Consider the following 22831-nt stretch of genomic DNA (forward strand, 5'->3'; position numbering starts at 1 on the left):
CGGCCCTTCGATCCGCAATCAGCAAGAGTTACTTGTTGATCTTGGTGACACGTCCCGAACCAACGGTGCGGCCGCCTTCGCGGATAGCGAAGCCGAGGCCCTCTTCCATAGCGATCGGCTGGATGAGCGCAACGGTCATCTCAGTGTTGTCGCCGGGCATAACCATTTCCGTGCCTTCCGGCAGGGTGATGACGCCGGTTACGTCCGTGGTACGGAAGTAGAACTGCGGGCGGTAGTTCGAGTAGAACGGGTTGTGACGTCCGCCTTCGTCCTTGGAGAGGATGTAGACGTTGGCCTCGAAGTCGGTGTGCGGGGTGATGGAACCCGGCTTGACGACAACCTGGCCACGCTCGACGTCGTCGCGCTTCAGACCGCGGAGCAGCAGGCCACAGTTCTCGCCGGCCCATGCTTCGTCGAGCTGCTTGTGGAACATCTCGATACCGGTAACCGTGGTCTTCTGGACCGGACGGATGCCGACGATCTCGACCTCAGAGTTGATGGCGAGGGTACCGCGCTCGGCGCGGCCCGTCACAACGGTGCCGCGACCGGTGATGGTGAAGACATCTTCGATCGGCATCAGGAACGGCTTGTCACGGTCACGTACGGGGTCCGGAACGGACTCGTCGACAGCAGCCATCAGGTCCTCAACGGACTTGACCCACTCCGGGTCGCCTTCCAGAGCCTTCAGGCCGGAAACGCGGACAACCGGTGCTTCGTCGCCATCGAAGCCCTGCGAGCTCAGGAGCTCACGAACTTCCATTTCGACGAGGTCGAGGAGTTCCTCGTCGTCAACCATGTCTGCCTTGTTCAGCGCGACCAGCAGGTAGGGAACACCAACCTGGCGGGCGAGCAGAACGTGCTCGCGGGTCTGTGCCATCGGACCGTCAGTAGCGGCAACCACGAGGATTGCGCCGTCCATCTGAGCAGCACCGGTGATCATGTTCTTGATGTAGTCAGCGTGACCCGGAGCGTCTACGTGTGCGTAGTGGCGCTTCTCGGTCTGGTACTCAACGTGGGAGATGTTGATGGTAATGCCGCGCTGACGCTCTTCGGGAGCAGAGTCGATCGACGCGAAGTCACGCTTCTCGTTGAGAGTCGGGTACTTGTCGTACAGCACCTTGGAAATGGCGGCCGTCAACGTCGTCTTACCGTGGTCAACGTGACCAATGGTACCGATGTTAACGTGCGGCTTAGTCCGCTCGAACTTTGCCTTTGCCACAGGTTCCTCCTAGAACGTTTTTCAAATGGCTTACCTTCGACCGCGCTTATCGCGGCAGAAACTCCAGTAAGTCTACTTGGGGGCTTTGGATTGGTGAAATTTCAGATTCAGGAACTAATACTAGTGCCTAGAGCCTGTTCGTGCTGATGGCCGGAACCAGGACGGAACCAGTGTTCCGGCCATCCGCACTAGGTGTGTTCCGCAGGGGAAACCCACCCGGTTTTTCGCAGCTTGTCGCGTGGACAGTCCTAAGGACTACTCGCCGCGGGACTTCTGGATGATCTCGTCGGCAACTGCCTTCGGGACCTCGGCGTAGCTGTTGAACGTCATGGAGTACACAGCACGGCCCTGGGTCTTTGAACGCAGGTCACCGATGTAGCCGAACATGCCGGACAGCGGTACGTGCGCGCGGACAACCTTGACGCCCTGGGCATCCTCCATGGACTGCATCTGGCCACGGCGGGAGTTGAGGTCACCGATAACTTCACCCATGTATTCCTCAGGGGTGCGGACCTCGACATCCATCAGCGGTTCGAGCAGAACAGGGTTCGCCTTGCGTGCAGCTTCCTTGAAAGCCATACGGCCGGCGATCTTGAACGCCATTTCCGAGGAGTCAACATCGTGGTAGGCGCCGTCAATCAGCGTGGCCTTGATGCCAACAACCGGGTAACCGGCCAGGACGCCGTCGTTCAGTGCATCCTGGATACCGGCGTCAACCGAGGGGATGTACTCGCGCGGAACGCGGCCACCGGTGACCTTGTTCTCGAACTCGTACAGCTCGCCTTCGGAGGTGTCCATCGGCTCGATCGCAATCTGGATCTTTGCGAACTGGCCGGAACCACCGGTCTGCTTCTTGTGCGTGTAGTCGTGACGCTCAACAGCACGCTTGATGGTTTCGCGGTAAGCAACCTGCGGCTTGCCAACGTTGGCCTCGACCTTGAACTCGCGACGCATGCGGTCCACCAGGATGTCCAGGTGGAGCTCGCCCATGCCGGCGATGATGGTCTGGCCGGTGTCTTCGTTGAGGGAAACCTGGAAGGTCGGGTCCTCAGCGGAGAGCTTCTGGATGGCCGTGGAGAGCTTCTCCTGGTCACCCTTGGTGTTGGGCTCGATGGCAACCGAGATCACGGGCTCCGGGAAGCTCATGGACTCGAGGACGATCTGGTTGCTGGAGTCGCACAGGGTGTCGCCCGTGGTGGTGTCCTTCAGACCGATCGCTGCGTAGATGTGGCCGGCAGTAGCGCCCTCAACAGGCATTTCCTTGTTGGCGTGCATCTGGAACAGCTTGCCGATGCGCTCCTTCTTGCCCTTGGTGGAGTTGACCACCTGTGCGCCTGCTTCCACGTGACCGGAGTACACGCGGATGAAGGTGAGCTGGCCGAAGAACGGGTGCGCAGCAATCTTGAACGCCAGAGCGGAGAACGGCTCTTCGGAGGAAGGCTTGCGGGTCAGTTCCTTCTCTTCGTCGCGGGGATCGTGACCGATCATCGGCGGGACGTCGAGCGGGTTCGGCAGGTAGTCGACAACAGCATCGAGCATCGGCTGAACGCCACGGTTCTTGAACGCGGAACCGCAGAACACCGGGTAGATCTCGGAGTTGATCGTCATCTTGCGGATGCCGGCCTTGAGTTCATCGATGGTGATTTCTTCACCTTCGAGGTACTTCTCCATGAGTTCTTCGGAGGACTCTGCGACGGCTTCCACGAGGTTTGCGCGGTATTCCTCGGCCTTGGCCTTGAGGTCTTCCGGGATCTCGCGGATTTCGTACTTGGCGCCCATGGTGACGTCACCCTTGGCATCGCCAGGCCATACGAGCGAACGCATGTACAGCAGGTCGACGACGCCGATGAAGTCGTTCTCGGCACCGATCGGCAGCTGCATGACCAGCGGCTTGGCACCGAGGCGGCTGATGATGGTGTCCACAGTGAAGTAGAAGTCAGCGCCCAGCTTGTCCATCTTGTTGACGAAGCAGATACGCGGAACGTTGTACTTGTCAGCCTGGCGCCAAACGGTCTCAGACTGCGGCTCAACGCCTTCCTTGCCATCGAAGACGGCAACTGCACCGTCGAGGACGCGCAGGGAGCGCTCAACCTCAACCGTGAAGTCCACGTGGCCGGGGGTGTCAATGATGTTGATCTGGTTGTTTTCCCAGAAGCAGGTCACGGCGGCAGACGTGATGGTGATGCCGCGTTCCTTCTCCTGTTCCATCCAGTCAGTGGTCGAAGCGCCGTCGTGCGTTTCGCCGATCTTGTGGTTCACACCTGTGTAGAACAGGATGCGCTCGGTGGTGGTGGTCTTGCCGGCATCGATGTGGGCCATGATGCCGATGTTGCGGACCTTACTAAGGTCTGTAAGCACGTCCTGTGCCACGGTGTCTCCCTTTCGGATGGACTACGCGTTCGCCGCCGGCTCGTCTGAGCCGGCGGCGTACGGGAAGTTTTACCAGCGGTAGTGGGCGAAGGCCTTGTTGGACTCGGCCATCTTGTGGGTGTCTTCGCGACGCTTCACAGCGGCACCGAGACCGTTGGAGGCATCCAGGATTTCGTTCTGGAGGCGCTCGGTCATCGTCTTTTCGCGGCGGGCCTTGGAGTAGCCGACCAGCCAACGCAGGGCGAGTGCGGTGGAGCGGCCCGGCTTGACCTCAACCGGAACCTGGTAGGTGGCGCCACCGACACGGCGGGAGCGGACCTCGAGGGAAGGCTTGACGTTGTCCATCGCCTTCTTGAGGGCTGCAACGGGGTCGCCGCCGGACTTCGCGCGGGCACCTTCGAGGGCACCGTAAACGATGCGCTCCGCGGTGGACTTCTTGCCGTCAACCAGCACCTTGTTGATCAGCTGGGTGACCAGCGGGGAGCCGTAGACGGGATCTGATACGAGCGGCCGCTTCGGGGCCGGACCCTTGCGAGGCATATTACTTCTTCTCCATCTTTGCGCCGTAGCGGCTGCGCGCCTGCTTACGGTTCTTCACACCCTGGGTATCGAGGGCACCACGGACGATCTTGTAGCGGACACCGGGAAGGTCCTTCACACGACCACCACGAACGAGCACAATGGAGTGCTCCTGGAGGTTGTGGCCAACACCGGGGATGTAGGCGGTAACTTCGATACCACCGTTGAGGCGCACACGTGCAACCTTACGCAGAGCCGAGTTCGGCTTCTTCGGGGTGGTGGTGTAAACGCGGGTGCAAACACCGCGGCGCATCGGGCTGCCGTTCAGCGCGGGAGCCTTGGTCTTTTTGACCTTAGGCGTGCGGCCCTTGCGGACCAGCTGGTTAATCGTAGGCACTTTCGTGTTCTCCGTTGGTTGATCTCTGCCCCGCGCCAGGCGACAGCCTGTGTTGCGTGAGAGCTTTGGCGTTGTCCCTGCGGCTTCGGATCCGAAAGGGTCCGTGGGCGTGCAAAAGTGCGGCATTCGTTGCGCACGTAGCCCGCAACCCGGAAACAGGCTCCACCCAGCATCATGAGAACAAAACCGAAATGATGCTGCGGCGGCCTTCATCCACTGCCACACAGAACAATTACACAAAGTCTAGCATGGCTTGATCTGGAGCCTTAATCGGGTGTATGGCGCAAACGGGGAAGGGCCCCGCACTCACTGAGTGCGGGGCCCTTCCTTTGCATTGCGACTGGACTCTAGCGGAAGTCGTTTCCGAGGTCGTAGTCATCCAGCGGGATGGCGTGGAACTCAGGAGCTCCGTCGCCGCCCAGCGTGTCGTAGGAGAAATCGCTGAATGCGCTCGGGCCGGTGAACAGGTTGGCCTTTGCTTCTTCAGTCGGTTCCACCGTGATCTCGGTGTAGCGCGGGAGGCCCGTGCCAGCCGGGATCAGCTTACCGATGATGACGTTCTCCTTGAGGCCGAGCAGCGGGTCGCTCTTGCCTTCCATGGCCGCCTGCGTCAGGACGCGGGTGGTCTCCTGGAAGGAAGCTGCGGACAGCCAGGACTCGGTGGCCAGCGACGCCTTGGTGATACCCATGAGCTCGGGACGTCCGGAAGCCGGAGTCTTGCCCTCGGATACAACGCGGCGGTTGGCGTCCTCGAACCGGCTGCGCTCGGCCAGCTCACCGGGGAGCAGGTCGGAGTCGCCGGATTCGATGACCGTGACGCGGCGCAGCATCTGGCGGACGATGACTTCCACGTGCTTGTCGTGGATGCCAATGCCCTGGCTGCGGTACACGCCCTGCACTTCGTCCACGAGGAACTTCTGTGCGGCACGCGGGCCCATGATGCGCAGGACCTGCTTCGGGTCGACCGGACCGTTGATGAGCTTCTGGCCCACCGTGACGTGCTGGCCGTCTTCGATCAGGAGGCGCGACCGGCGCAGGACCGGGTAGGCGATCTCTTCGGAACCGTCGTCCGGAGTGATCACCAGGCGCATCTGGCGCTCGGATTCCTCGATGGTGATGCGGCCGGCTGCTTCCGCAATCGGCGCCACACCCTTCGGGGTCCGGGCTTCGAAGAGCTCCTGGATACGGGGCAGACCCTGGGTGATGTCATCGCCACCGCTGGCGGAAACAGCACCACCGGTGTGGAACGTACGCATGGTCAGCTGGGTACCGGGCTCACCGATGGACTGTGCGGCGATGATGCCAACAGCCTCTCCGATGTCCACGGTCTTGCCGGTGGCCAGCGAACGGCCGTAGCACAGGGCGCAGGTGCCGACGCTGGACTCACAGGTGAGCACAGAGCGGACCTTGACCTCGGTGATGCCGGCTGCGAACAGCTCAGCGATCACGACGTCGCCGCAGTCGGTACCGCCGGCAGCCAGGACGTTGCCCTTGGAGTCAACGACGTCCACGGCCAGCGTACGGGCGTAGGCGCTGTTCTCGACGTTCTCGTCCAGTACCAGCTCGCCGTTGGCGTCAGCCACGGCGATCGGCGTGACAAGGCCGCGCTCAGTGCCGCAGTCCTCTTCACGGACAATGACGTCCTGCGAGACGTCCACCAGACGACGGGTCAGGTAACCCGAGTTGGCGGTACGCAGCGCGGTGTCGGCAAGACCCTTACGTGCACCGTGCGTCGCGATGAAGTATTCCAGCACCGACAGGCCCTCACGGTAGGAGGACTTGATCGGACGCGGGATGATTTCACCCTTCGGGTTGGCCACGAGGCCACGGATACCCGCGATCTGGCGGACCTGCATCCAGTTACCACGTGCACCGGAGGACACCATGCGGTTGATGGTGTTCATCGGCGACAGGCTGTCGCGCATGACCTGGGCGATCTCGTTGGTTGCCTTGTTCCAGATCTCGATCAGTTCCTGGCGACGCTCGTCGTCGTCGATCAGGCCCTTGTCGTACTGGCCCTGGATCTTGGCGGCGCGCTCCTCGTAACCGGCAAGGATGGCCGGCTTCTCCACCGGAACCTCGATGTCGGAGATGGCGACGGTGACGCCCGAGCGGGTGGCCCAGTAGAAACCGGCATCCTTGAGGTTGTCCAGCGTTGCGGCCGTGACAACCTTCGGGTAGCGCTCCGCGAGGTCGTTGACGATCCGGGAAAGTTCGCCCTTGTCGGCAACAGCCTCAACCCACGGGTAGTCCTCGGGCAGGGTCTCGTTGAAGAGGACCTGGCCCAGGGACGTCTCGACCAGCGCGGTCTGACCCGGCTCCCAGCCCTCCGGAGCTTCCCAGCCCGCGTAAGGAACAAAGCCGTCAAGACGGATCTTGACCTGGGAGTTCAGGTGCAGCTCGTGCAGGTCGTAGGCCATGATGGCCTCCGAAACCGAGCCGAAGATCCGGCCTTCACCGGCTGAACCCACACGCTTGGTGGTCAGGTGGTAGAGGCCGATGATCATATCCTGCGAAGGCAGGGTCACCGGACGGCCGTCGGACGGCTTCAGGATGTTGTTCGACGACAGCATCAGGATGCGTGCCTCAGCCTGGGCTTCGGGGCTCAGCGGCAGGTGGACTGCCATCTGGTCGCCGTCGAAGTCAGCGTTGAACGCGCCACAAACCAGCGGGTGGAGCTGGATGGCCTTGCCTTCAACAAGCTGCGGCTCGAATGCCTGGATGCCGAGGCGGTGCAGGGTAGGTGCACGGTTGAGCAGCACCGGGTGTTCGGTGATGATCTCTTCCAGCACGTCCCAGACCTGCGGACGGTAACGCTCGACCATGCGCTTGGCCGACTTGATGTTCTGCGCGTGGTTGAGGTCAACCAGGCGCTTCATCACGAACGGCTTGAAGAGCTCCAGTGCCATCTGCTTGGGCAGGCCACACTGGTGCAGCTTCAGCTGCGGGCCGACGACGATGACCGAACGGCCGGAGTAGTCGACGCGCTTGCCGAGGAGGTTCTGGCGGAAACGGCCCTGCTTGCCCTTGAGCATGTCGCTCAGGGACTTCAGCGGACGGTTGCCCGGTCCGGTGACCGGACGGCCGCGGCGGCCGTTGTCGAAGAGGCTGTCAACGGCTTCCTGAAGCATGCGCTTCTCGTTGTTGACGATGATCTCCGGAGCACCCAGGTCAAGCAGTCGCTTGAGTCGGTTGTTGCGGTTGATCACGCGGCGGTAGAGGTCGTTGAGGTCGGAGGTCGCGAAGCGGCCACCGTCCAGCTGGACCATCGGGCGCAGTTCCGGCGGGATCACCGGGACGGCGTCCAGCACCATGCCGAGCGGGCTGTTGTTGGTGGTCAGGAACGCGTTGACCACCTTCAGGCGCTTCAGGGCGCGGGTCTTGCGCTGGCCCTTGCCGTTGGCGATGATGTCGCGCAGGTTGTCGGACTCAGCCTGCATGTCGAAGTTCTCAAGACGCTTCTTGATGGCCTCGGCACCCATGGAGCCCTCGAAGTACATGCCGTAGCGGTCACGCAGCTCGCGGTACAGGCCCTCGTCACCTTCGAGGTCAGCGACCTTCAGGTTCTTGAAGCGGTCCCAGACCTGCTCGAGGCGTTCGATCTCGGCGTCGGCGCGCTTGCGGACGTTCGCCATCTGGCGGTCAGCGGAGTCGCGTGCCTTCTTCTTGTCGGCAGCCTTGGCACCCTCACCCTCGAGCCGGGCAAGCTCGTTCTCAAGGTCGCGGGCGATCGCGGCAATGTCCGAGTCGCGGTTGTCGATCAGCTGCTTCTTCTCGACGTCATGCTCAACCTGCAGGTTGGGCAGTTCCGCGTGGCGGTTTTCTTCGTCGACGCTGGTGATCATGTAGGCAGCGAAGTAGATGACCTTTTCGAGGTCCTTCGGAGCCAGGTCAAGGAGGTATCCCAGGCGGGACGGAACACCCTTGAAGTACCAGATGTGGGTGACGGGAGCAGCCAGTTCGATGTGGCCCATGCGCTCACGGCGCACCTTGGCACGGGTGACCTCAACGCCACACCGCTCACAGATGATGCCCTTGAAGCGCACGCGCTTGTACTTGCCGCAGTAGCATTCCCAGTCACGGGACGGGCCGAAGATCTTCTCGCAGAAGAGGCCGTCCTTCTCGGGCTTGAGCGTGCGGTAGTTGATGGTTTCCGGCTTCTTAACCTCGCCGTACGACCAGCCGCGGATGTCTTCCGCGGTGGCGAGGCCGATCTGCATGAGGCCGAAGGAGGATTCGCTGGACATATGGTCCCTGTTCTCTCTTGTTCTCTAAATTCTGAAGTCTTGCTTGCGGGAAGAGGGAGGAGGACGACGGCGGACGGCCCGCCCGCCGTCGTCGGACTCCTTAGACCTCTTCTACGGAGCTGGGCTCTGCACGAGACAGATCGATGCCCAGTTCTTCCGCAGCCGTGAAGACTGCGTCATCAGAGTCACGCATTTCAATTGTGGTTCCGTCGGTGGAAAGCACTTCCACGTTCAGGCACAGCGACTGCATTTCCTTGATCAACACCTTGAAGGATTCGGGAACACCCGGCTCAGGGATGTTCTCGCCCTTGACGATCGCCTCGTAGACCTTCACGCGACCGTGAATGTCATCGGACTTGATCGTGAGGAGTTCCTGGAGCGTGTAGGCGGCGCCATAGGCTTCGAGCGCCCACACTTCCATTTCACCGAAGCGCTGGCCACCGAACTGTGCCTTACCACCCAGCGGCTGCTGCGTGATCATGGAGTACGGGCCGGTGGAGCGGGCGTGGATCTTGTCGTCCACCAGGTGGTGGAGCTTCAGGATGTACATGTAGCCGACCGAGATCGGATCCGGGAACGGCTCGCCGGAGCGGCCGTCGAACAGGCGCGTCTTGCCCGAGGAGTCGATCAGGCGGTCACCGTCGCGGGTCACGTTGGTGGAGTCGAGCAGGCCCGTGATTTCCTCTTCGCGGGCGCCGTCGAAGACCGGCGTTGCAACAGTGGTCTGGCCACTCTCGCGCGGCAGGTTCGGCAGCTGCTTGACCCACTCCGGCTCGCCTTCGATCTTCCAGCCTGTCTTGGCGACCCAGCCGAGGTGAGTTTCCAGCACCTGGCCGACGTTCATACGGCCCGGAACACCCAGCGGGTTCAGGACGATATCAACGGGGGTACCGTCGGCAAGGAAGGGCATGTCCTCGATCGGCAGGATCTTGGAGATAACACCCTTGTTGCCGTGACGGCCGGCGAGCTTGTCGCCGTCGGTGATCTTGCGCTTGGCAGCCACGTAGACGCGGACCAGCTGGTTGACGCCCGGGGGCAGTTCGTCGTCGTTGTCGCGGTCGAAGACGCGGACGCCGATGACGGTGCCGGACTCGCCGTGCGGAACCTTCAGGGACGTGTCGCGCACTTCGCGGGACTTCTCGCCGAAGATCGCGCGGAGCAGGCGCTCTTCCGGGGTCAGCTCGGTTTCACCCTTCGGGGTGACCTTTCCGACCAGGATGTCGCCGGCTTCAACCTCGGCACCGATGTGGATGATGCCGCGCTCGTCCAGGCCTGCCAGGACTTCCTCTGACACGTTGGGGATGTCACGCGTGATTTCCTCGGCACCAAGCTTGGTGTCGCGGGCATCGATCTCGTGCTCCTCGATGTGGATGGAGGAAAGGACGTCCTCGGCAACGATGCGCTGCGAGAGGATGATGGCGTCCTCGAAGTTGTGGCCTTCCCATGACATGAATGCCACGAGGAGGTTCTTACCGAGGGCGAGCTCGCCCTGGTCCGTTGCCGGGCCGTCGGCGATGATGCCGCCAACTTCCAGGCGCTGGCCTTCGTTCACCAGGACGCGGTTGTTGTAGCAGTTGCCCTGGTTGGAGCGGGCGAACTTGTTGATGCGGTAGTTGGTTTCCGTGCCGTCGTCGTTGAGCATGATGACGAGCTCGGCGGAGACCTCGGTTACCACACCGGCCTTCTTGGCGATGGTGACGTCACCGGCGTCGACGGCTGCTGCACGCTCCATGCCGGTACCCACGAACGGGGCCTCGGAACGGACCAGCGGCACAGCCTGGCGCTGCATGTTGGCACCCATGAGTGCACGGTTGGCGTCGTCGTGCTCAAGGAACGGGATCAGGGCGGTTGCCACGGACACCATCTGGCGCGGGGAGACGTCCATGAACTGCACGTCAGCGGCGGGAACGAGCACGGGCTCGCCTCCACCACCGCGGGCACGGACCAGGACGGTTTCTTCAGCGAAGCTCTTGTTCTCGTCGAGCGGAGCGTTGGCCTGTGCGATCAGGACCTCTGCCTCGTCGTCGGCCGTCAGGTACTGGACGTCGTCAGAAACGACGCCGTCCTTGACCAGGCGGTACGGCGTCTCGATGAAGCCGAACGGGTTGATGCGGCCGTAGGACGCCAGCGAACCGATCAGACCAATGTTCGGGCCTTCAGGGGTTTCGATGGGGCACATACGTCCGTAGTGGGACGGGTGAACGTCTCGGACTTCCATGCCTGCACGGTCACGGGACAGACCGCCCGGGCCCAGCGCCGACAGGCGGCGCTTGTGGGTCAGACCCGAGAGCGGGTTGTTCTGGTCCATGAACTGGGACAGCTGGGAGGTTCCGAAGAACTCCTTGATGGCTGCCACAACGGGACGGATGTTGATCAGGGTCTGCGGCGTGATGGCCTCGACGTCCTGCGTGGTCATGCGTTCGCGGACGACGCGCTCCATGCGGGACAGGCCGGTGCGGACCTGGTTCTCGATGAGCTCGCCGACGGCGCGGATGCGGCGGTTGCCGAAGTGGTCGATGTCGTCGATCTCGACGCGCAGCTCGTGGTCTTCGCCGTCGCGCTTGCCCATGAGGGTCTTCTCGCCGGCGTGCAGCGCGACGAGGAACTTGATCATGGCGACGATGTCTTCAACGTGCAGGACCGAAGCTTCCTTGTCACCAAGGGAGCGGTCGATGCCAAGCTTGCGGTTGATCTTGTAGCGGCCAACCTTGGCCAGATCGTAGCGCTTGGAGTTGAAGTACAGGTTGTCCAGCAGGGACTGGGCAGCCTCGACTGTGGGCGGCTCGCCCGGACGCAGCTTGCGGTAGATGTCCAGCAGGGCGTCTTCGCGGGTTTCGGTGGCGTCCTTCTCCAGCGTTGCACGCATGGAGTCGTACTGGCCGAACTCCTCGAGGATCTGGCCTTCGGTCCAGCCGAGGGCCTTCAGCAGCACCGTGACCGACTGCTTGCGCTTGCGGTCGAGGCGCACACCGACCTGGTCGCGCTTGTCGATCTCGAGCTCAAACCAGGCGCCGCGGGACGGGATGATCTTCGCGGTAAAGATGTCCTTGTCGCTGGTCTTGTCAGCGGCGCGCTCGAAGTAGGCGCCCGGGGACCGGACCAGCTGGGAAACGACGACACGCTCGGTGCCGTTGACGACGAAGGTGCCCTTCTCGGTCATCAGCGGGAAGTCACCCATGAACACGGTCTGCTGCTTGATTTCGCCCGTGTTGTTGTTCATGAATTCGGCCTTGACGTACAGCGGTGCCGAGTACGTGGCGTCCCGGTCCTTGCATTCAGCCATGGTGTACTTCGGATCAGCGAACTCCGGATCGGAGAAGCTCAGGGACATGGTGCCCTGGAAGTCCTCAATCGGGGAGATCTCTTCGAAGATGTCGGAAAGACCGGAGGTGGTGGCGACGCTCAGGTCGCCTTCTTCGACGGCCTTCGCAACGCGGGCCTGCCAGCGTTCATTTCCGACCAGCCAGTCGAAGCTGTCCGTCTGCAGGGCAAGCAGATTCGGAACGTCAAGAGGTTCGTGAATCTTTGCGAATGAGAGCCGGCGAGTCGCACCATCGGTGCTTGCCGTATTAGCGGTTTCGTTATTAGAGGTGCTCGAGGCGACCAAGAGGGATCCTTCCACAGACCTTCAGGCGTTTTCAGATCTCCCCCGCTTTTCACCCTGCGAAGTGACTTCGCAGTGCTACCATCCGGTTCCGCTATATGACCCGGGACCTGGTTCTGCCCATGCTGGTGACGTTGTTCACGGCACATTGATGGAGCAGCTAACAGGCTAAGCCCACCGCTATATGAAGGCTGAAGGTAAACAGGGAAGACGCAAATATCTACGATACGGCAAAACCCCACGCGTGTCTACCCCACTTGCCAGCAGAATGCAAGCACCGTTGCCACGGGCACCTAACCGGAATGCGCCCCGCCTCCCCAGCGTTTAAATGGATAGGTGACTGGGCTCACGGTACCCTTAGGCCAACCATCGACCAAAGATCGGAAGAGAACAACCATGAGCAATTCCGCGGACAACGGCGATGTTGTCATCCTGTCCGGCGCGCGCACCCCGCAGGGCCGGCTGAACGGGCAGCTGGCGAGCTTCACCGCCGTCGAGCTCGGGGCACACGCCATTAAGGCGGCCATCGCGGCCAGCGGACTGGAAGCCGATCGGGTGGACGCCGTCATCATGGGCCAGGTCCTGCAAGCCGGCGCGGGCCAGAACCCGGCACGCCAGAGCGCCATCGGCGCGGGCATCGGCTGGAACGTGCCCACGGTGACCATCAACAAGGTCTGCCTCTCCGGGCTTACCGCGGTGATCGACGCGGCGCGGATGATCCGTGCCGGCGACGCCACCGTCGTCGTCGCGGGCGGCCAGGAATCAATGACGCGGGCGCCCCATGTCCTTCCCGGTTCACGCCAGGGCTGGAATTACGGCACCGTCCAGGTGCTGGACGTTGCGGCACACGACGGCCTGACCGATGCGTTCGACGGCCACTCGATGGGCCTTTCCACTGAAGCCAAGAACCTTACGCTGGGCATTGACCGGACCGCGCAGGACAACGTGGCCGCCAGTTCACACCAGCGCGCAGCGATCGCCTCGAAGAACGGGGTGTTCGACGACGAGATCTCACCGATCAGCGTCAAGCAGCGCAAGGGTGATCCCGTGGTGGTCTCCACCGATGAGGGCGTCCGGCCGGACACCACCGTTGAGTCCTTGGCCGGGCTGCGGGCCGCCTTCGTCACCGACGGCACCATCACGGCCGGCAACTCCTCTCCCCTGTCCGACGGCGCCTCCGCCCTGGTCCTGACCTCGCGGAAGTTCGCGGAGGAGAACGGCCTGGAGTACCTGGCCGTGGTAGGCAAGCCCGGGCAGGTGGCGGGGCCGGACAACTCCCTGCACTCGCAGCCCTCCAACGCGATCGGGCAAGCCTTGGACCGTGCCGGCTGGAGCACTTCCGACCTCGACTTCATCGAGATCAACGAGGCATTCGGTTCGGTGGCCGTGCAGTCCCTCAAGGATCTGGACTACCCGCTGGAGCAGTGCAACATCCATGGCGGTGCCATTGCGCTGGGACACCCGATCGGTGCCTCCGGTGCGCGGCTGGCACTCCACGCGGCGCATGAACTGAAGCGGCGCGGCCAGGGCAAGGCTGCCGTCTCGCTCTGTGGAGGCGGCGGCCAGGGCGAGGCCCTCCTGCTGTACCGCGACTGATGACGCGACTGGTGGACGGCAGGGAGCGGTTCCTTGCCGACGCCGCCGCGCGGGGCCTGGACGTCCAGCTCGTCGAACGGCTGGCCGCCCACAGCCTCGAGGAGGCGGCCGCGATCCTTGGCATCAGCCCGGCGGACATTGTGAAGTCCCTCGTGGTGAAGCACAAGGACGGCAGCTTCCTCTTCGCCCTTATTCCGGGCGACCGCCAGATCTCATGGCCCAAGCTGCGCAGCCTGGTGGGCGTCAACAAGCTCTCGCTGCCGGCGGCGGATGTGGCCCTGGAGGCGACCGGCTACGAGCGCGGCACCATCACACCGCTGGGCAGCACCACGGCATGGCCTGTCTATGCGGACCGGACCATCGCCGGCAAGCGGATTTCCATGGGCGCGGGCCAGCACGGCTACAGCGCCTTCGTCGACGCCGACGCCCTGGTCTCGGCCCTAGGCGCGGTGCTCGCGGACATCAGCGAACCCAACTGACGCGCCTCAAAGCAACGGGGGCCCACACCCGCAGGGTCCCCGGGCCGAGCTTGCGAGGCTAGGGTGCGGGTGGGGAGGGTCACTTAGCGCCCAATTCGACGTCTGGATTGGGCGCTAAATGACCCCTCGTTGCTGTTAAACGCAGGAATCCCCGCCCACCGGAGTGGACGGGGATTCCTGAACAAGCAGTGTTACTTGAGGGTAACGGTGGCGCCAGCTTCTTCGAGCTGAGCCTTTGCCTTCTCGGCAGCTTCCTTGGTGGCGCCTTCGAGAACAGCCTTGGGAGCGCTGTCAACCAGGTCCTTGGCTTCCTTGAGGCCCAGGGAGGTGATGGCGCGAACTTCCTTGATCACTGCGATCTTCTTGTCGCCAGCAGCTTCGAGGATGACGTCGAAGTCAGTCTTCTCTTCGGCTTCCTCAGCGGCACCGCCACCGGCGGGGCCGGCAACAGCTACAGCAGCAGCGGTAACTTCGAAGGTCTCTTCGAAGAGCTTGACGAACTCGGAGAGCTCGATGATGGTCAGTTCCTTGAAAGCTTCAATGAGCTCTTCGTTGCTGAGCTTCGCCATGGTGTGGCGTCCTTCCTATAAAGGCGGCCGGGGGCTTGATGCCGTTCCGATCCACCGGAGTCTTTTTGGGAGAGAGAATTAGTTCTCTTCGGCGGCGGCTTCGGCCGGAGCCTCAGCTGCGGCTTCTGCGTCAGCCTCTGCGGCAGGAGCTTCGTCAGCGGCGGGAGCTTCGGCTTCAGCCGGAGCACCGTTCTCTTCTTCAAGCTTGAGGCGCAGTGCGTCGATGATGCGTGCAGCAGCGGCAGCAGGGGCCTTGAGGATGCCTGCAACCTTGGCGAGCTGCAGCTCGCGGGACTCGAGTGCTGCCAGGGCAGCAACTTCGCTGGCGTTCAGTGCCTTGCCTTCGAAGTAACCGGTCTTGATGACCAGCTGCTTGTTAGCCTTGGCAAAATCCGTCAGGCTCTTGGCAGCTGCAACTGCGTCACCCTTGATGAACGCGATTGCAGTGGGGCCGGCGAGCTGGCCGTCGAATGCTTCGACACCAGCTTCCTTGGCTGCAATGGCGGTCAGGGTGTTCTTGACGACCGCGAACTTGGTGTCCTGGCCGAGAGAAACACGCAGCTGCTTGAGCTGTGCAACGGTGAGCCCACGGTATTCGGTCAGGACAGCGGCGTTCGATTCCTTGAAATCGTTAGTGATCTCAGCTACTGCTGAAACCTTGGTAGGCGTTGCCATAACCCTCCTTCCGGGGATAGTGCCGGTATTCCGGGTCCCCGCTCAGATGAGCTAAAACTAAAAACGCCCCGCGCAGATGCACGGGGCTTGGCTCAACGCTGTTCAACCAGCGGAACTTTGCTTCGTTCACCTGCGCCGGCCGCCCTATGTTCAGGGTCCTTCGTCCGGAAACCCACTGGCTCTTTCGCACACAGCTGCAGAGTTGAGCTGAGCTCGAAAGAGTGGGAATCCAACAACCGACGGTCTTTGGTAGTTCAAGCTTAGGGGACGGCCCTGTGCATTACCAAATCGGCCGCTCCTGCGCCACCAGGACCTAACTCCTCCTCGGCCCAAGATCCGGCAGTTCCTTTTGCCAGATTCCGGTGACCCCCGCCGTCGTGAACCCAAGCTGGTGGTTGACCGTGAGGAGGTACCGGTTCTCCGGCGCGTTCCACGTGTAGATCACCCGCGCAGCGGGGAACTGCTCGGTGAGGCGTTCCATATTGGCCACCTTGATGAGCAGGCCGAGCTTGTTGCCGCGGTGCGCCTGCAGCACCACCGTGTCGTCCTGGAAGACTACGTCCTGCCGCTGCGCCAGGACGCTGATGGTCGTCAGCCCCACGAGCGTCCCGGTGGCAATGTGTTCGACGGCGGTCACCACCGTGCGCCGCCCCTGGGAGATCATGACTTCCTCAGCTTCCCGCAGGATCCGGGCATCGAAGACTATGTCGTCGGTCCCCTCCACGGGTCCGGCGTCGCCGCCCGCCTGGTTTTCGAGGGCTGCCACCGATTCCAGCCAGCGCTCCGGGCAGCGGTCGGTCCAGTGGTGCAGGCGGTAGCGGCCGTTGTTGGCTTCCTGCGCCTCTGCCTCGAGCTCCGCTACGAGCTTGCTGTCCAGCGGCAGCGCGCACGAGCTGAACTGTTCGATGTGCTGAAGCGTGTAACCGGTGCGCTGCGCGAATTCCACCTCGCGGCTGCCCAAGGGCACATAGCCCTGGCCCGATCCGGGCACCAGCTGCTCGGGCGCGAATTCGTGCAGGGACGCCCCCGGATGGTTGGTGTCCACCAGGATCATGGTGCGGCCCTCGTTCCGGGCGAAGTGCTCGGCGGCTTCCAGCAACTGCCTGCCCACGCCCTGTCGCTGGTACTCGGGGAGGATGTCCAGGGTGAATTCGGCGAGGTCCAGGTTGTCGGCAAGGGGCAGGGCGATGTCCACGGTGCCCACGATGTCGTCGCCGACCTTTGCCACGAGGATGACCTGGCGCTCGTACGGGTCTTCCAGTTCGAGGAGCTTTTCCAGCGGCGTGTAGGCGAGGTCGTCACTCCCCCAGGTCTCCATCCGGACCTTGCGCCCCACCTCCACCGCGGCGAGGAAATCCGCTGCGTCGGCAGCATCCACTGAGTCCGGAATCCACAGCCGCTCGATCCGCACCTCTATTGCCATCATCCCCAGCCGTTCCGCCGCTTGCCATGAAGGCTGCGGGCTTGAGTCCATGCGGTGTATCCGTCGCCAGCATATGCCGGTTAGCGCCGGCGCTGCCACTCACCGTCGTACCCTGCCGGACGGAAGCCCAGCGCCACGTTGATGGCCAGCATGTGGTCATTCTCTGCGGCGTTGAATGTCAGGACCCGTTCCACTTCGGGATGATCCTGCTGCAGGCGCCGCAGGTTGCGCACCTTGACCAGCATCCCCAGCCGGTGCCCGCGGTGCGCCTTGGCCACGAGGGTGTCGTCCTGCTCAGCCAGCCACGGTTTTTCGTCCGAGTGCTGCAGGACCGAGTAGGCTGCCAGTTCGCCGCTCGCCTTGTGCCGGGCCACCGCCACCAGCGACTCCAGGCCCGTCCGCTTCCACTCGTCCTCGACATGCCGGACGCGCTGGGCGTCCCACACCTCGGCGTCGTAGTGCAGCGCACCTGCCGGGGAGTCCGTGCTCATCCTGGACATGAGCGCGGCCATCTGTTCCACGTACTCATCCGGGCATCGGTCCGTCCAGCCGAGGATTTCATGCGGGTCCCCGGCAACGCCGGCGGCCTCGCGTTCCAGTGCGTCCAGGACACCGTCCGACGGCGGCATGTCCAGTGCGCTGAAACGCGTCACCTGCTCGAGGGTGTAACCGGCCGCCACGGCGAAACGGACGCCGCGCGCCGCGGCCGGGACTCCGCCGGTCCCCGTTCCGGGCCTGAGGATCCCCGGGCCGTCCAGGTCGAACCCTGGCGCGTGCTCGGTGAAGGACTGCAGGGTGCTGCGCCCGTCTTCCCCGGCGAGTGCCTCTGCGTGCCGCAGGAGGGCCCGTCCGATGCCGCGGCCGCTGAACCCGTTGAGGACGTCCACCCTGAGGAACGCATCCTGGAGGTTTTCCTTTTGCGTAAGCCTGACCCAGCACCTTGCCACCATGCGGCCGTCCAGCCGCACGAAGAAGAGCCGCAGCTTCGCGTAGTCGTCGTCGCGCCACGCTTCCAGCCTGGCCTTCGGCGGCGCTGCCCGGTCCAGGTTGCCCCAAAGCTCCAGCACCACGGCATCGCTGAGGTCGCTGAACTCGAGGAAGTCCGTGGCGTCGGGCGCGTCCAGTGACGCAGGCAGGAACAGCGGCTCGATCCGGTAGGAGGGCGTCGTCACCGGATCAGCCTAGCCGCAACGCCCTGAGTCCGACAGAGCCCCTCCAAGAGCGAGCCGGCGCGCTTACCGGAGTCCCGCCGTCGTACTTCAGCGGTAACGAAAAGGGGCCCGCAAATGCAAAAAGGACCGCCCGGCAAACGCCGGACGGTCCTTCTGCTTTGGCCGGATAACCGGCCAAGGTTCGCGAGACTTATGCCTCGATGAGAACCTTGGTGACGTTGGGGTCAACGGAGATGCCGGGACCGAACGTGGTGGCAACAGTTGCCTTCTGGATGTAGCGGCCCTTGGAAGCGGACGGCTTCAGGCGGAGCACCTCTTCGAGGGCAGCGGCGTAGTTTTCGGCCAGCTTGACGGTGTCAAACGAAACCTTGCCGATGATGAAGTGCAGGTTGGAGTGCTTGTCGACGCGGAAGTCGATCTTGCCGCCCTTGATGTCGTTGACAGCCTTGGTGACATCGGGGGTGACGGTGCCGGTCTTCGGGTTCGGCATCAGGTTACGCGGGCCCAGGACCTTACCGAGGCGGCCAACCTTGCCCATGAGGTCAGGGGTGGCAACGGCTGCGTCGAAGTCGGTCCAGCCGCCGGCGATCTTTTCGATCAGGTCGTCGGAACCAACGAAGTCGGCGCCAGCAGCGATTGCTGCTTCGGCCTTCTCGCCCGTGGCGAACACGAGGACGCGGGCGGTCTTACCGGTGCCGTGCGGCAGGTTGACGGTGCCGCGGACCATCTGGTCAGCCTTACGGGGGTCAACACCCAGGCGGAAGGCAACCTCAACGGTGGCGTCGAACTTGGACGGGTTGGTGTCCTTGGCGAGCGTCACTGCCTCGAACGGCGCGTAGAACTTCTCCGCGTCGATCTTGGCTGCGGCTGCCTCGTATGCTTTGCTGCGCTTTGCCATGCTGCTTATTTCTCCTTGTGCAGTTGTGGTCTGCGGACCGCGCTGGGCCCTGCCACAGTCAGCTGTCCGGGATGGACTGCTGACATTTCAATGTTTCAGTGGTGCCGGTTTCCCGGCGGGTGAGGGAATTAACCCTCGACGGTGATACCCATGGAACGGGCGGTGCCGGCGATGATCTTCGCTGCGCCTTCCAGGCTGGTGGCGTTGAGGTCTTCCATCTTGGTGGTGGCGATCTCGTTGACCTGTGCCTGGGTCAGCTTGGCAACCTTGACGGTGTGCGGGGTAGCCGAACCCTTGGCAACGCCTGCAGCCTTCTTGATGAGCTCTGCAGCCGGCGGGGTCTTGGTGATGAACGTGAACGAACGGTCTTCGTAGACGGTGATTTCAACAGGAATAACGTTGCCGCGCTGGGCTTCCGTCGCAGCGTTGTACGCCTTGCAGAATTCCATGATGTTGACACCGTGCTGGCCAAGCGCAGGACCGATCGGCGGAGCCGGGTTAGCGGCACCTGCCTGGATCTGCAGCTTGATGAGGCCGGTGACCTTCTTCTTGGGAGCCAATGTAGGGTCCTTCTCTCAAATGCGTCCTGGGACACAGGAGCGTGCCTCAGGTGGTTGACCGCCATGGCGAGGCGGCCGGCCGTTCCGGAACTGCTAAAGCGGGCCGTTCCGGAGCGAAATCTGTGGTGATCAGTTAAATCTTGGTGACCTGGTTGAAGGCCAGCGTGACCGGGGTCTCGCGTTCGAAGATGGACACCAGCACCACGAGGGTCTGGGAATCCACCTTGATCTCGGAGATGGTGGCCGGAAGGGTCTCGAACGGGCCTTCCTTGACGATGACCGATTCGCCGACCTCGAAGTCGACGTCGACCTGAGCGGCAGCCTGCTTGACGGGCTTGCCCTTCTCTGCCTGCTCCTCTTCGAACACCGGCGCCAGCATGGAGAAGACCTCATCGAGGCGCAGCGGCACGGGGTTGTGGGCGTTGCCCACGAAGCCGGTGACGCCCGGGGTGTGGCGGACGGCACCCCAGGAGGCGTCGGTCAGGTCCATGCGGACCAGCACGTAGCCGGGGATGCGGACGCGGTTGATGACCTTGCGCTGAGCGTTCTTGATCTCAACGACTTCTTCCATCGGGACCTGGATCTCGAAGATGTAATCTTCCATGTCCAGGGTCTGGATGCGGGTCTCAAGGTTGGCCTTGACGCGGTTTTCGTAGCCGGCGTAGGAGTGGATGACGTACCAGTCACCCTCCTGGCGGCGCAGCTTGGACTTGAACTCTGCAGCGGGATCGGTGGCCTGGGCGGCAGCAGCGGCCAAGACGTCGGTCCCTTCGGCGCCTTCCTCGGCGTCCTCTCCGGTCACGTCGTCAGCGTCGGTCTCGTCGTCGACGTCAGTATCGGCCTCGGCGTCAGCGGCGCCGGTCTCCTCGTCGGCGTCAGCATCGGCCTCAACGTCGCCGTCGTACTCGGCATCGCCTTCGGAATCGGGCGCAGCAGACTCAACCTCAGAGCCCTCAGCGGACTCAGCCGCGGGGTTCTGGGTTTCATCCAGCTCAGTCTCAGTTACCTCGAGCTCCTGCTCAGACACTTGGTCTCCTGCTTCCTCATTGCTTAATTGCCTAGTTAAATGGCTCAATTCCGCACACCCCGCAGCTCCTTGCCGATTCCGGCCGGGAGTCCACGCAGTCTGCGGACTGATCGCCTTAGCGGTCTAGGGCGCCTGTACCGCCGAAGACCCAGCCCACCGCGGTGCCGAACGCGAGGTCCAGCAGCGTGACGATCACCATCATGATGACCACAAATACGAGCACCACGAGCGTGTAATTGATCAGTTCCTTGCGGGTGGGGGCGACGACCTTCTTCAGTTCGCCAATGACCTGGCGGACGAAGAGTGCGATGCGAGCGAAGAAGCCGGCCTTGGCGGCCTTCTTTGCGGGGCGGCCCTTGGAGCTGCTTGCAGCTGTTTCGGTCACCTGTTCCTCACTCATCCTCGCAAATCGGATTACCCGGCTCTGAACTGAACCTTTGGTTGCTGCGCTTGCTCCGGCTTTTCGCCGGAACAGCCTGCGCAGGGCAGACAGGACTCGAACCTGCAACCTGCGGTTTTGGAGACCGCTGCGCTACCAATTGCGCCACTACCCTATGGATCAAAAACCGATGAAGGCCGCACTTCCCCAAGGCCATCTGGGGCGCAAGTCATCATCCGTGTTTTCAACACCGGAGAACCAGTCTACGCAACAACTGCGCTTACGTCGAACCAGCCTCATTTCGGACCGTTTTTCAGCTTCAGAATCCGCGCCGCACCGCAGTCACAAATCCGCGTTCCACCTCGAACGATCCGGTGAACAGCATAGAGTAGATTCCGTCGAATTCCACCATTCAGCTCTCCAGCTGCAAGCGAAGAACGGACCCGCCATGTCTGCCGCCCGCGTTTCCCAACGCATTTCCGCCATTGCCGAATCCGCCACCCTGGCCGTCGACGCCAAGGCCAAGGCGCTGAAGGCGGCGGGCCGGCCGGTGATTGGCTTCGGTGCGGGCGAGCCCGACTTCCCCACTCCGGACTACATCGTCCAGGCCGCCATCGACGCCGCCAGCCAGCCGAAGTACCACCGCTACTCCCCCGCCGCCGGCCTTCCCGAGCTGAAGAAGGCAATCGCCGAAAAGACGTTCCGGGACTCCGGCTACAAGGCGGACCCGTCCCAGGTGCTGGTGACCAACGGCGGCAAGCAGGCCGTCTACAACACGTTCGCCACCCTCGTGGATCCGGGCGACGAAGTGATCGTGCCCACACCGTTCTGGACCACCTATCCCGAGGCCATCCGCCTCGCCGGCGGCGTCCCGGTGGAGGTCTTTGCCGGCCCGGAACAGGACTACCTGGTGACCGTGGATCAGCTCGAAGCAGCCGTGACGGACCGAACCAAGATCCTGCTGTTCGTGTCGCCGTCGAACCCCACCGGCTCCGTCTACTCACCCGAGCAGGTTGCCGAGATCGGGAAGTGGGCCGCCGCCAAGGGCCTGTGGGTGGTCACCGACGAGATCTACGAGCACCTGACGTACGACGGCGTCCCCTTCACCTCCATCGCCACGGCCGCCCCTGAACTGGGCGACAAGGTTGTGATCCTCAACGGAGTGGCCAAGACCTACGCGATGACCGGCTGGCGCGTGGGCTGGATGATCGGGCCCGCCGACGTCATCAAGGCCGCCACCAACCTGCAGTCGCACGCCACCTCCAACGTGTCCAACATCCCGCAGGTCGCTGCCCTGGCAGCCGTCTCCGGCCCGCTGACCGCGGTGGATGAGATGAAGGTCGCCTTTGACCGCCGCCGGAAGGCCATCGTGGACGGGCTTAACGCGATTGAGGGCGTTGAATGCCCGACGCCGAAGGGTGCCTTTTACGTCTACGCGGACGTCCGCGCGCTGCTGGGTAAGGAATTCCCGACGGCGAACGGTACGGTCCGCCCGGAGACCTCGGCCGCGCTGGCCGCACTGATCCTGGATGAGGTGGAAGTCGCAGTGGTTCCCGGTGAGGCGTTCGGCCCGTCCGGCTTCCTGCGCCTGTCCTACGCACTGGGCGACGAGGACCTCGCCACGGGCGTCGGCCGCCTGCAGGACTTCCTCGGCAAGGCGCAGTAACCCAAACCCTCCATCAGATCCTGCAGAGATT

Annotated in this window: 17 protein-coding genes and 1 tRNA gene; 3 read left to right on the forward strand and 15 right to left on the reverse strand. The window is 63.1% G+C overall.

Translation table 11 applies throughout. From position 1 onward, the window contains the following. Positions 1 to 28 precede the first annotated feature (28 nt). The 6 genes from tuf to rpoB all read right to left on the reverse strand — a co-directional run bounded on the left by tuf (position 29) and on the right by rpoB (position 12359). Positions 29 to 1219, reverse strand: coding sequence for an elongation factor Tu (gene tuf, locus CXZ05_RS16900; protein WP_102973690.1), 1191 nt, complete (start codon positions 1217 to 1219; stop codon positions 29 to 31). Positions 1220 to 1474: 255 nt separating this feature from the next. After that, entirely contained in the window at positions 1475 to 3589 is a 2115-nt protein-coding gene (fusA, locus tag CXZ05_RS16905; protein ID WP_102973691.1) for an elongation factor G, read from the reverse strand. A gap of 69 nt (positions 3590 to 3658) precedes the next feature. After that, positions 3659 to 4129, reverse strand: coding sequence for a 30S ribosomal protein S7 (rpsG, locus tag CXZ05_RS16910; RefSeq protein WP_003803829.1), 471 nt, complete (start codon positions 4127 to 4129; stop codon positions 3659 to 3661). 1 nt (position 4130) lies between these two features. After that, entirely contained in the window at positions 4131 to 4505 is a 375-nt protein-coding gene (rpsL, locus tag CXZ05_RS16915; RefSeq protein WP_018773658.1) for a 30S ribosomal protein S12, read from the reverse strand. A 347-nt stretch (positions 4506 to 4852) separates the two neighbouring features. After that, a complete protein-coding gene (locus CXZ05_RS16920; RefSeq protein WP_102973692.1) occupies positions 4853 to 8752 on the reverse strand; it encodes a DNA-directed RNA polymerase subunit beta' in 3900 nt (1299 codons plus the stop codon). A gap of 100 nt (positions 8753 to 8852) precedes the next feature. Next, positions 8853 to 12359: a DNA-directed RNA polymerase subunit beta gene (gene rpoB / locus CXZ05_RS16925; protein ID WP_102973693.1), complete on the reverse strand. Its 3507-nt coding sequence runs from the start codon at positions 12357 to 12359 to the stop codon at positions 8853 to 8855. Positions 12360 to 12752: 393 nt separating this feature from the next. Here rpoB and CXZ05_RS16930 point away from each other — a divergent pair, with 393 nt between their 5' ends. After that, positions 12753 to 13952: an acetyl-CoA C-acetyltransferase gene (locus tag CXZ05_RS16930; protein WP_102973694.1), complete on the forward strand. Its 1200-nt coding sequence runs from the start codon at positions 12753 to 12755 to the stop codon at positions 13950 to 13952. Beyond that, complete coding sequence (locus tag CXZ05_RS16935) at positions 13952 to 14431, forward strand: aminoacyl-tRNA deacylase (protein WP_102973695.1); 480 nt, start codon at positions 13952 to 13954, stop codon at positions 14429 to 14431. The genes CXZ05_RS16930 and CXZ05_RS16935 overlap by 1 nt, the downstream gene beginning before the upstream one ends. Positions 14432 to 14622: 191 nt before the next feature. Here CXZ05_RS16935 and rplL read toward each other — a convergent pair whose 3' ends face one another. The 9 genes from rplL to CXZ05_RS16980 all read right to left on the reverse strand — a co-directional run bounded on the left by rplL (position 14623) and on the right by CXZ05_RS16980 (position 21309). Further along, positions 14623 to 15000, reverse strand: a complete 378-nt coding sequence (rplL, locus tag CXZ05_RS16940; RefSeq protein ID WP_102973696.1) for a 50S ribosomal protein L7/L12 — start codon at positions 14998 to 15000, stop codon at positions 14623 to 14625. A 78-nt stretch (positions 15001 to 15078) separates the two neighbouring features. Next, positions 15079 to 15675 carry a 50S ribosomal protein L10 gene (rplJ, locus tag CXZ05_RS16945; RefSeq protein ID WP_102973697.1) on the reverse strand — a complete coding sequence of 199 codons (597 nt, stop codon included), beginning with the start codon at positions 15673 to 15675 and terminating at the stop codon, positions 15079 to 15081. A gap of 313 nt (positions 15676 to 15988) precedes the next feature. Further along, the gene (locus CXZ05_RS16950) at positions 15989 to 17098 is read right to left on the reverse strand and encodes a GNAT family N-acetyltransferase (protein WP_102973733.1); all 1110 of its coding nucleotides are present in this window, start codon (positions 17096 to 17098) and stop codon (positions 15989 to 15991) included. An 80-nt stretch (positions 17099 to 17178) separates the two neighbouring features. Next, positions 17179 to 18270, reverse strand: a complete 1092-nt coding sequence (locus CXZ05_RS16955) for a GNAT family N-acetyltransferase (RefSeq protein WP_102973698.1) — start codon at positions 18268 to 18270, stop codon at positions 17179 to 17181. Between the two features lie 190 nt (positions 18271 to 18460). After that, complete coding sequence (rplA, locus tag CXZ05_RS16960) at positions 18461 to 19168, reverse strand: 50S ribosomal protein L1 (protein ID WP_102973699.1); 708 nt, start codon at positions 19166 to 19168, stop codon at positions 18461 to 18463. A 128-nt stretch (positions 19169 to 19296) separates the two neighbouring features. Beyond that, positions 19297 to 19728, reverse strand: a complete 432-nt coding sequence (rplK, locus tag CXZ05_RS16965) for a 50S ribosomal protein L11 (protein WP_018773647.1) — start codon at positions 19726 to 19728, stop codon at positions 19297 to 19299. 133 nt (positions 19729 to 19861) lie between these two features. Beyond that, a complete protein-coding gene (gene nusG, locus CXZ05_RS16970) occupies positions 19862 to 20755 on the reverse strand; it encodes a transcription termination/antitermination protein NusG (RefSeq protein ID WP_102973700.1) in 894 nt (297 codons plus the stop codon). 115 nt (positions 20756 to 20870) lie between these two features. Next, the gene (gene secE, locus CXZ05_RS16975; protein ID WP_102973701.1) at positions 20871 to 21155 is read right to left on the reverse strand and encodes a preprotein translocase subunit SecE; all 285 of its coding nucleotides are present in this window, start codon (positions 21153 to 21155) and stop codon (positions 20871 to 20873) included. Positions 21156 to 21236: 81 nt separating this feature from the next. Continuing rightward, a tRNA-Trp gene (locus tag CXZ05_RS16980) sits at positions 21237 to 21309 on the reverse strand. Positions 21310 to 21582: 273 nt separating this feature from the next. On the opposite strand from CXZ05_RS16980, the gene CXZ05_RS16985 reads away from it, so the two are divergent. After that, positions 21583 to 22800 (forward strand): pyridoxal phosphate-dependent aminotransferase, encoded by a 1218-nt coding sequence (locus CXZ05_RS16985; RefSeq protein WP_180987434.1) that lies wholly within the window; start codon positions 21583 to 21585, stop codon positions 22798 to 22800. Positions 22801 to 22831: the final 31 nt, after the last annotated feature.

The organism is Arthrobacter sp. AFG20, from assembly GCF_002892795.1.
Classification (GTDB): Bacteria; Actinomycetota; Actinomycetes; order Actinomycetales; family Micrococcaceae; genus Arthrobacter.

Excerpts from the sequence above, each read along its gene's own strand:
- rpsG (WP_003803829.1), bottom strand. The coding sequence starts at position 4,129 with ATGCCTCGCAAGGGTCCGGCCCCGAAGCGGCCGCTCGTATCAGATCCC.
- CXZ05_RS16920 (WP_102973692.1), bottom strand. The coding sequence starts at position 8,752 with ATGTCCAGCGAATCCTCCTTCGGCCTCATGCAGATCGGCCTCGCCACC.
- CXZ05_RS16930 (WP_102973694.1), top strand. The coding sequence starts at position 12,753 with ATGAGCAATTCCGCGGACAACGGCGATGTTGTCATCCTGTCCGGCGCG.
- CXZ05_RS16935 (WP_102973695.1), top strand. The coding sequence starts at position 13,952 with ATGACGCGACTGGTGGACGGCAGGGAGCGGTTCCTTGCCGACGCCGCC.
- rplL (WP_102973696.1), bottom strand. The coding sequence starts at position 15,000 with ATGGCGAAGCTCAGCAACGAAGAGCTCATTGAAGCTTTCAAGGAACTG.
- rplJ (WP_102973697.1), bottom strand. The coding sequence starts at position 15,675 with ATGGCAACGCCTACCAAGGTTTCAGCAGTAGCTGAGATCACTAACGAT.
- CXZ05_RS16950 (WP_102973733.1), bottom strand. The coding sequence starts at position 17,098 with ATGGCAATAGAGGTGCGGATCGAGCGGCTGTGGATTCCGGACTCAGTG.
- rplA (WP_102973699.1), bottom strand. The coding sequence starts at position 19,168 with ATGGCAAAGCGCAGCAAAGCATACGAGGCAGCCGCAGCCAAGATCGAC.
- secE (WP_102973701.1), bottom strand. The coding sequence starts at position 21,155 with ATGAGTGAGGAACAGGTGACCGAAACAGCTGCAAGCAGCTCCAAGGGC.
- CXZ05_RS16985 (WP_180987434.1), top strand. The coding sequence starts at position 21,583 with ATGTCTGCCGCCCGCGTTTCCCAACGCATTTCCGCCATTGCCGAATCC.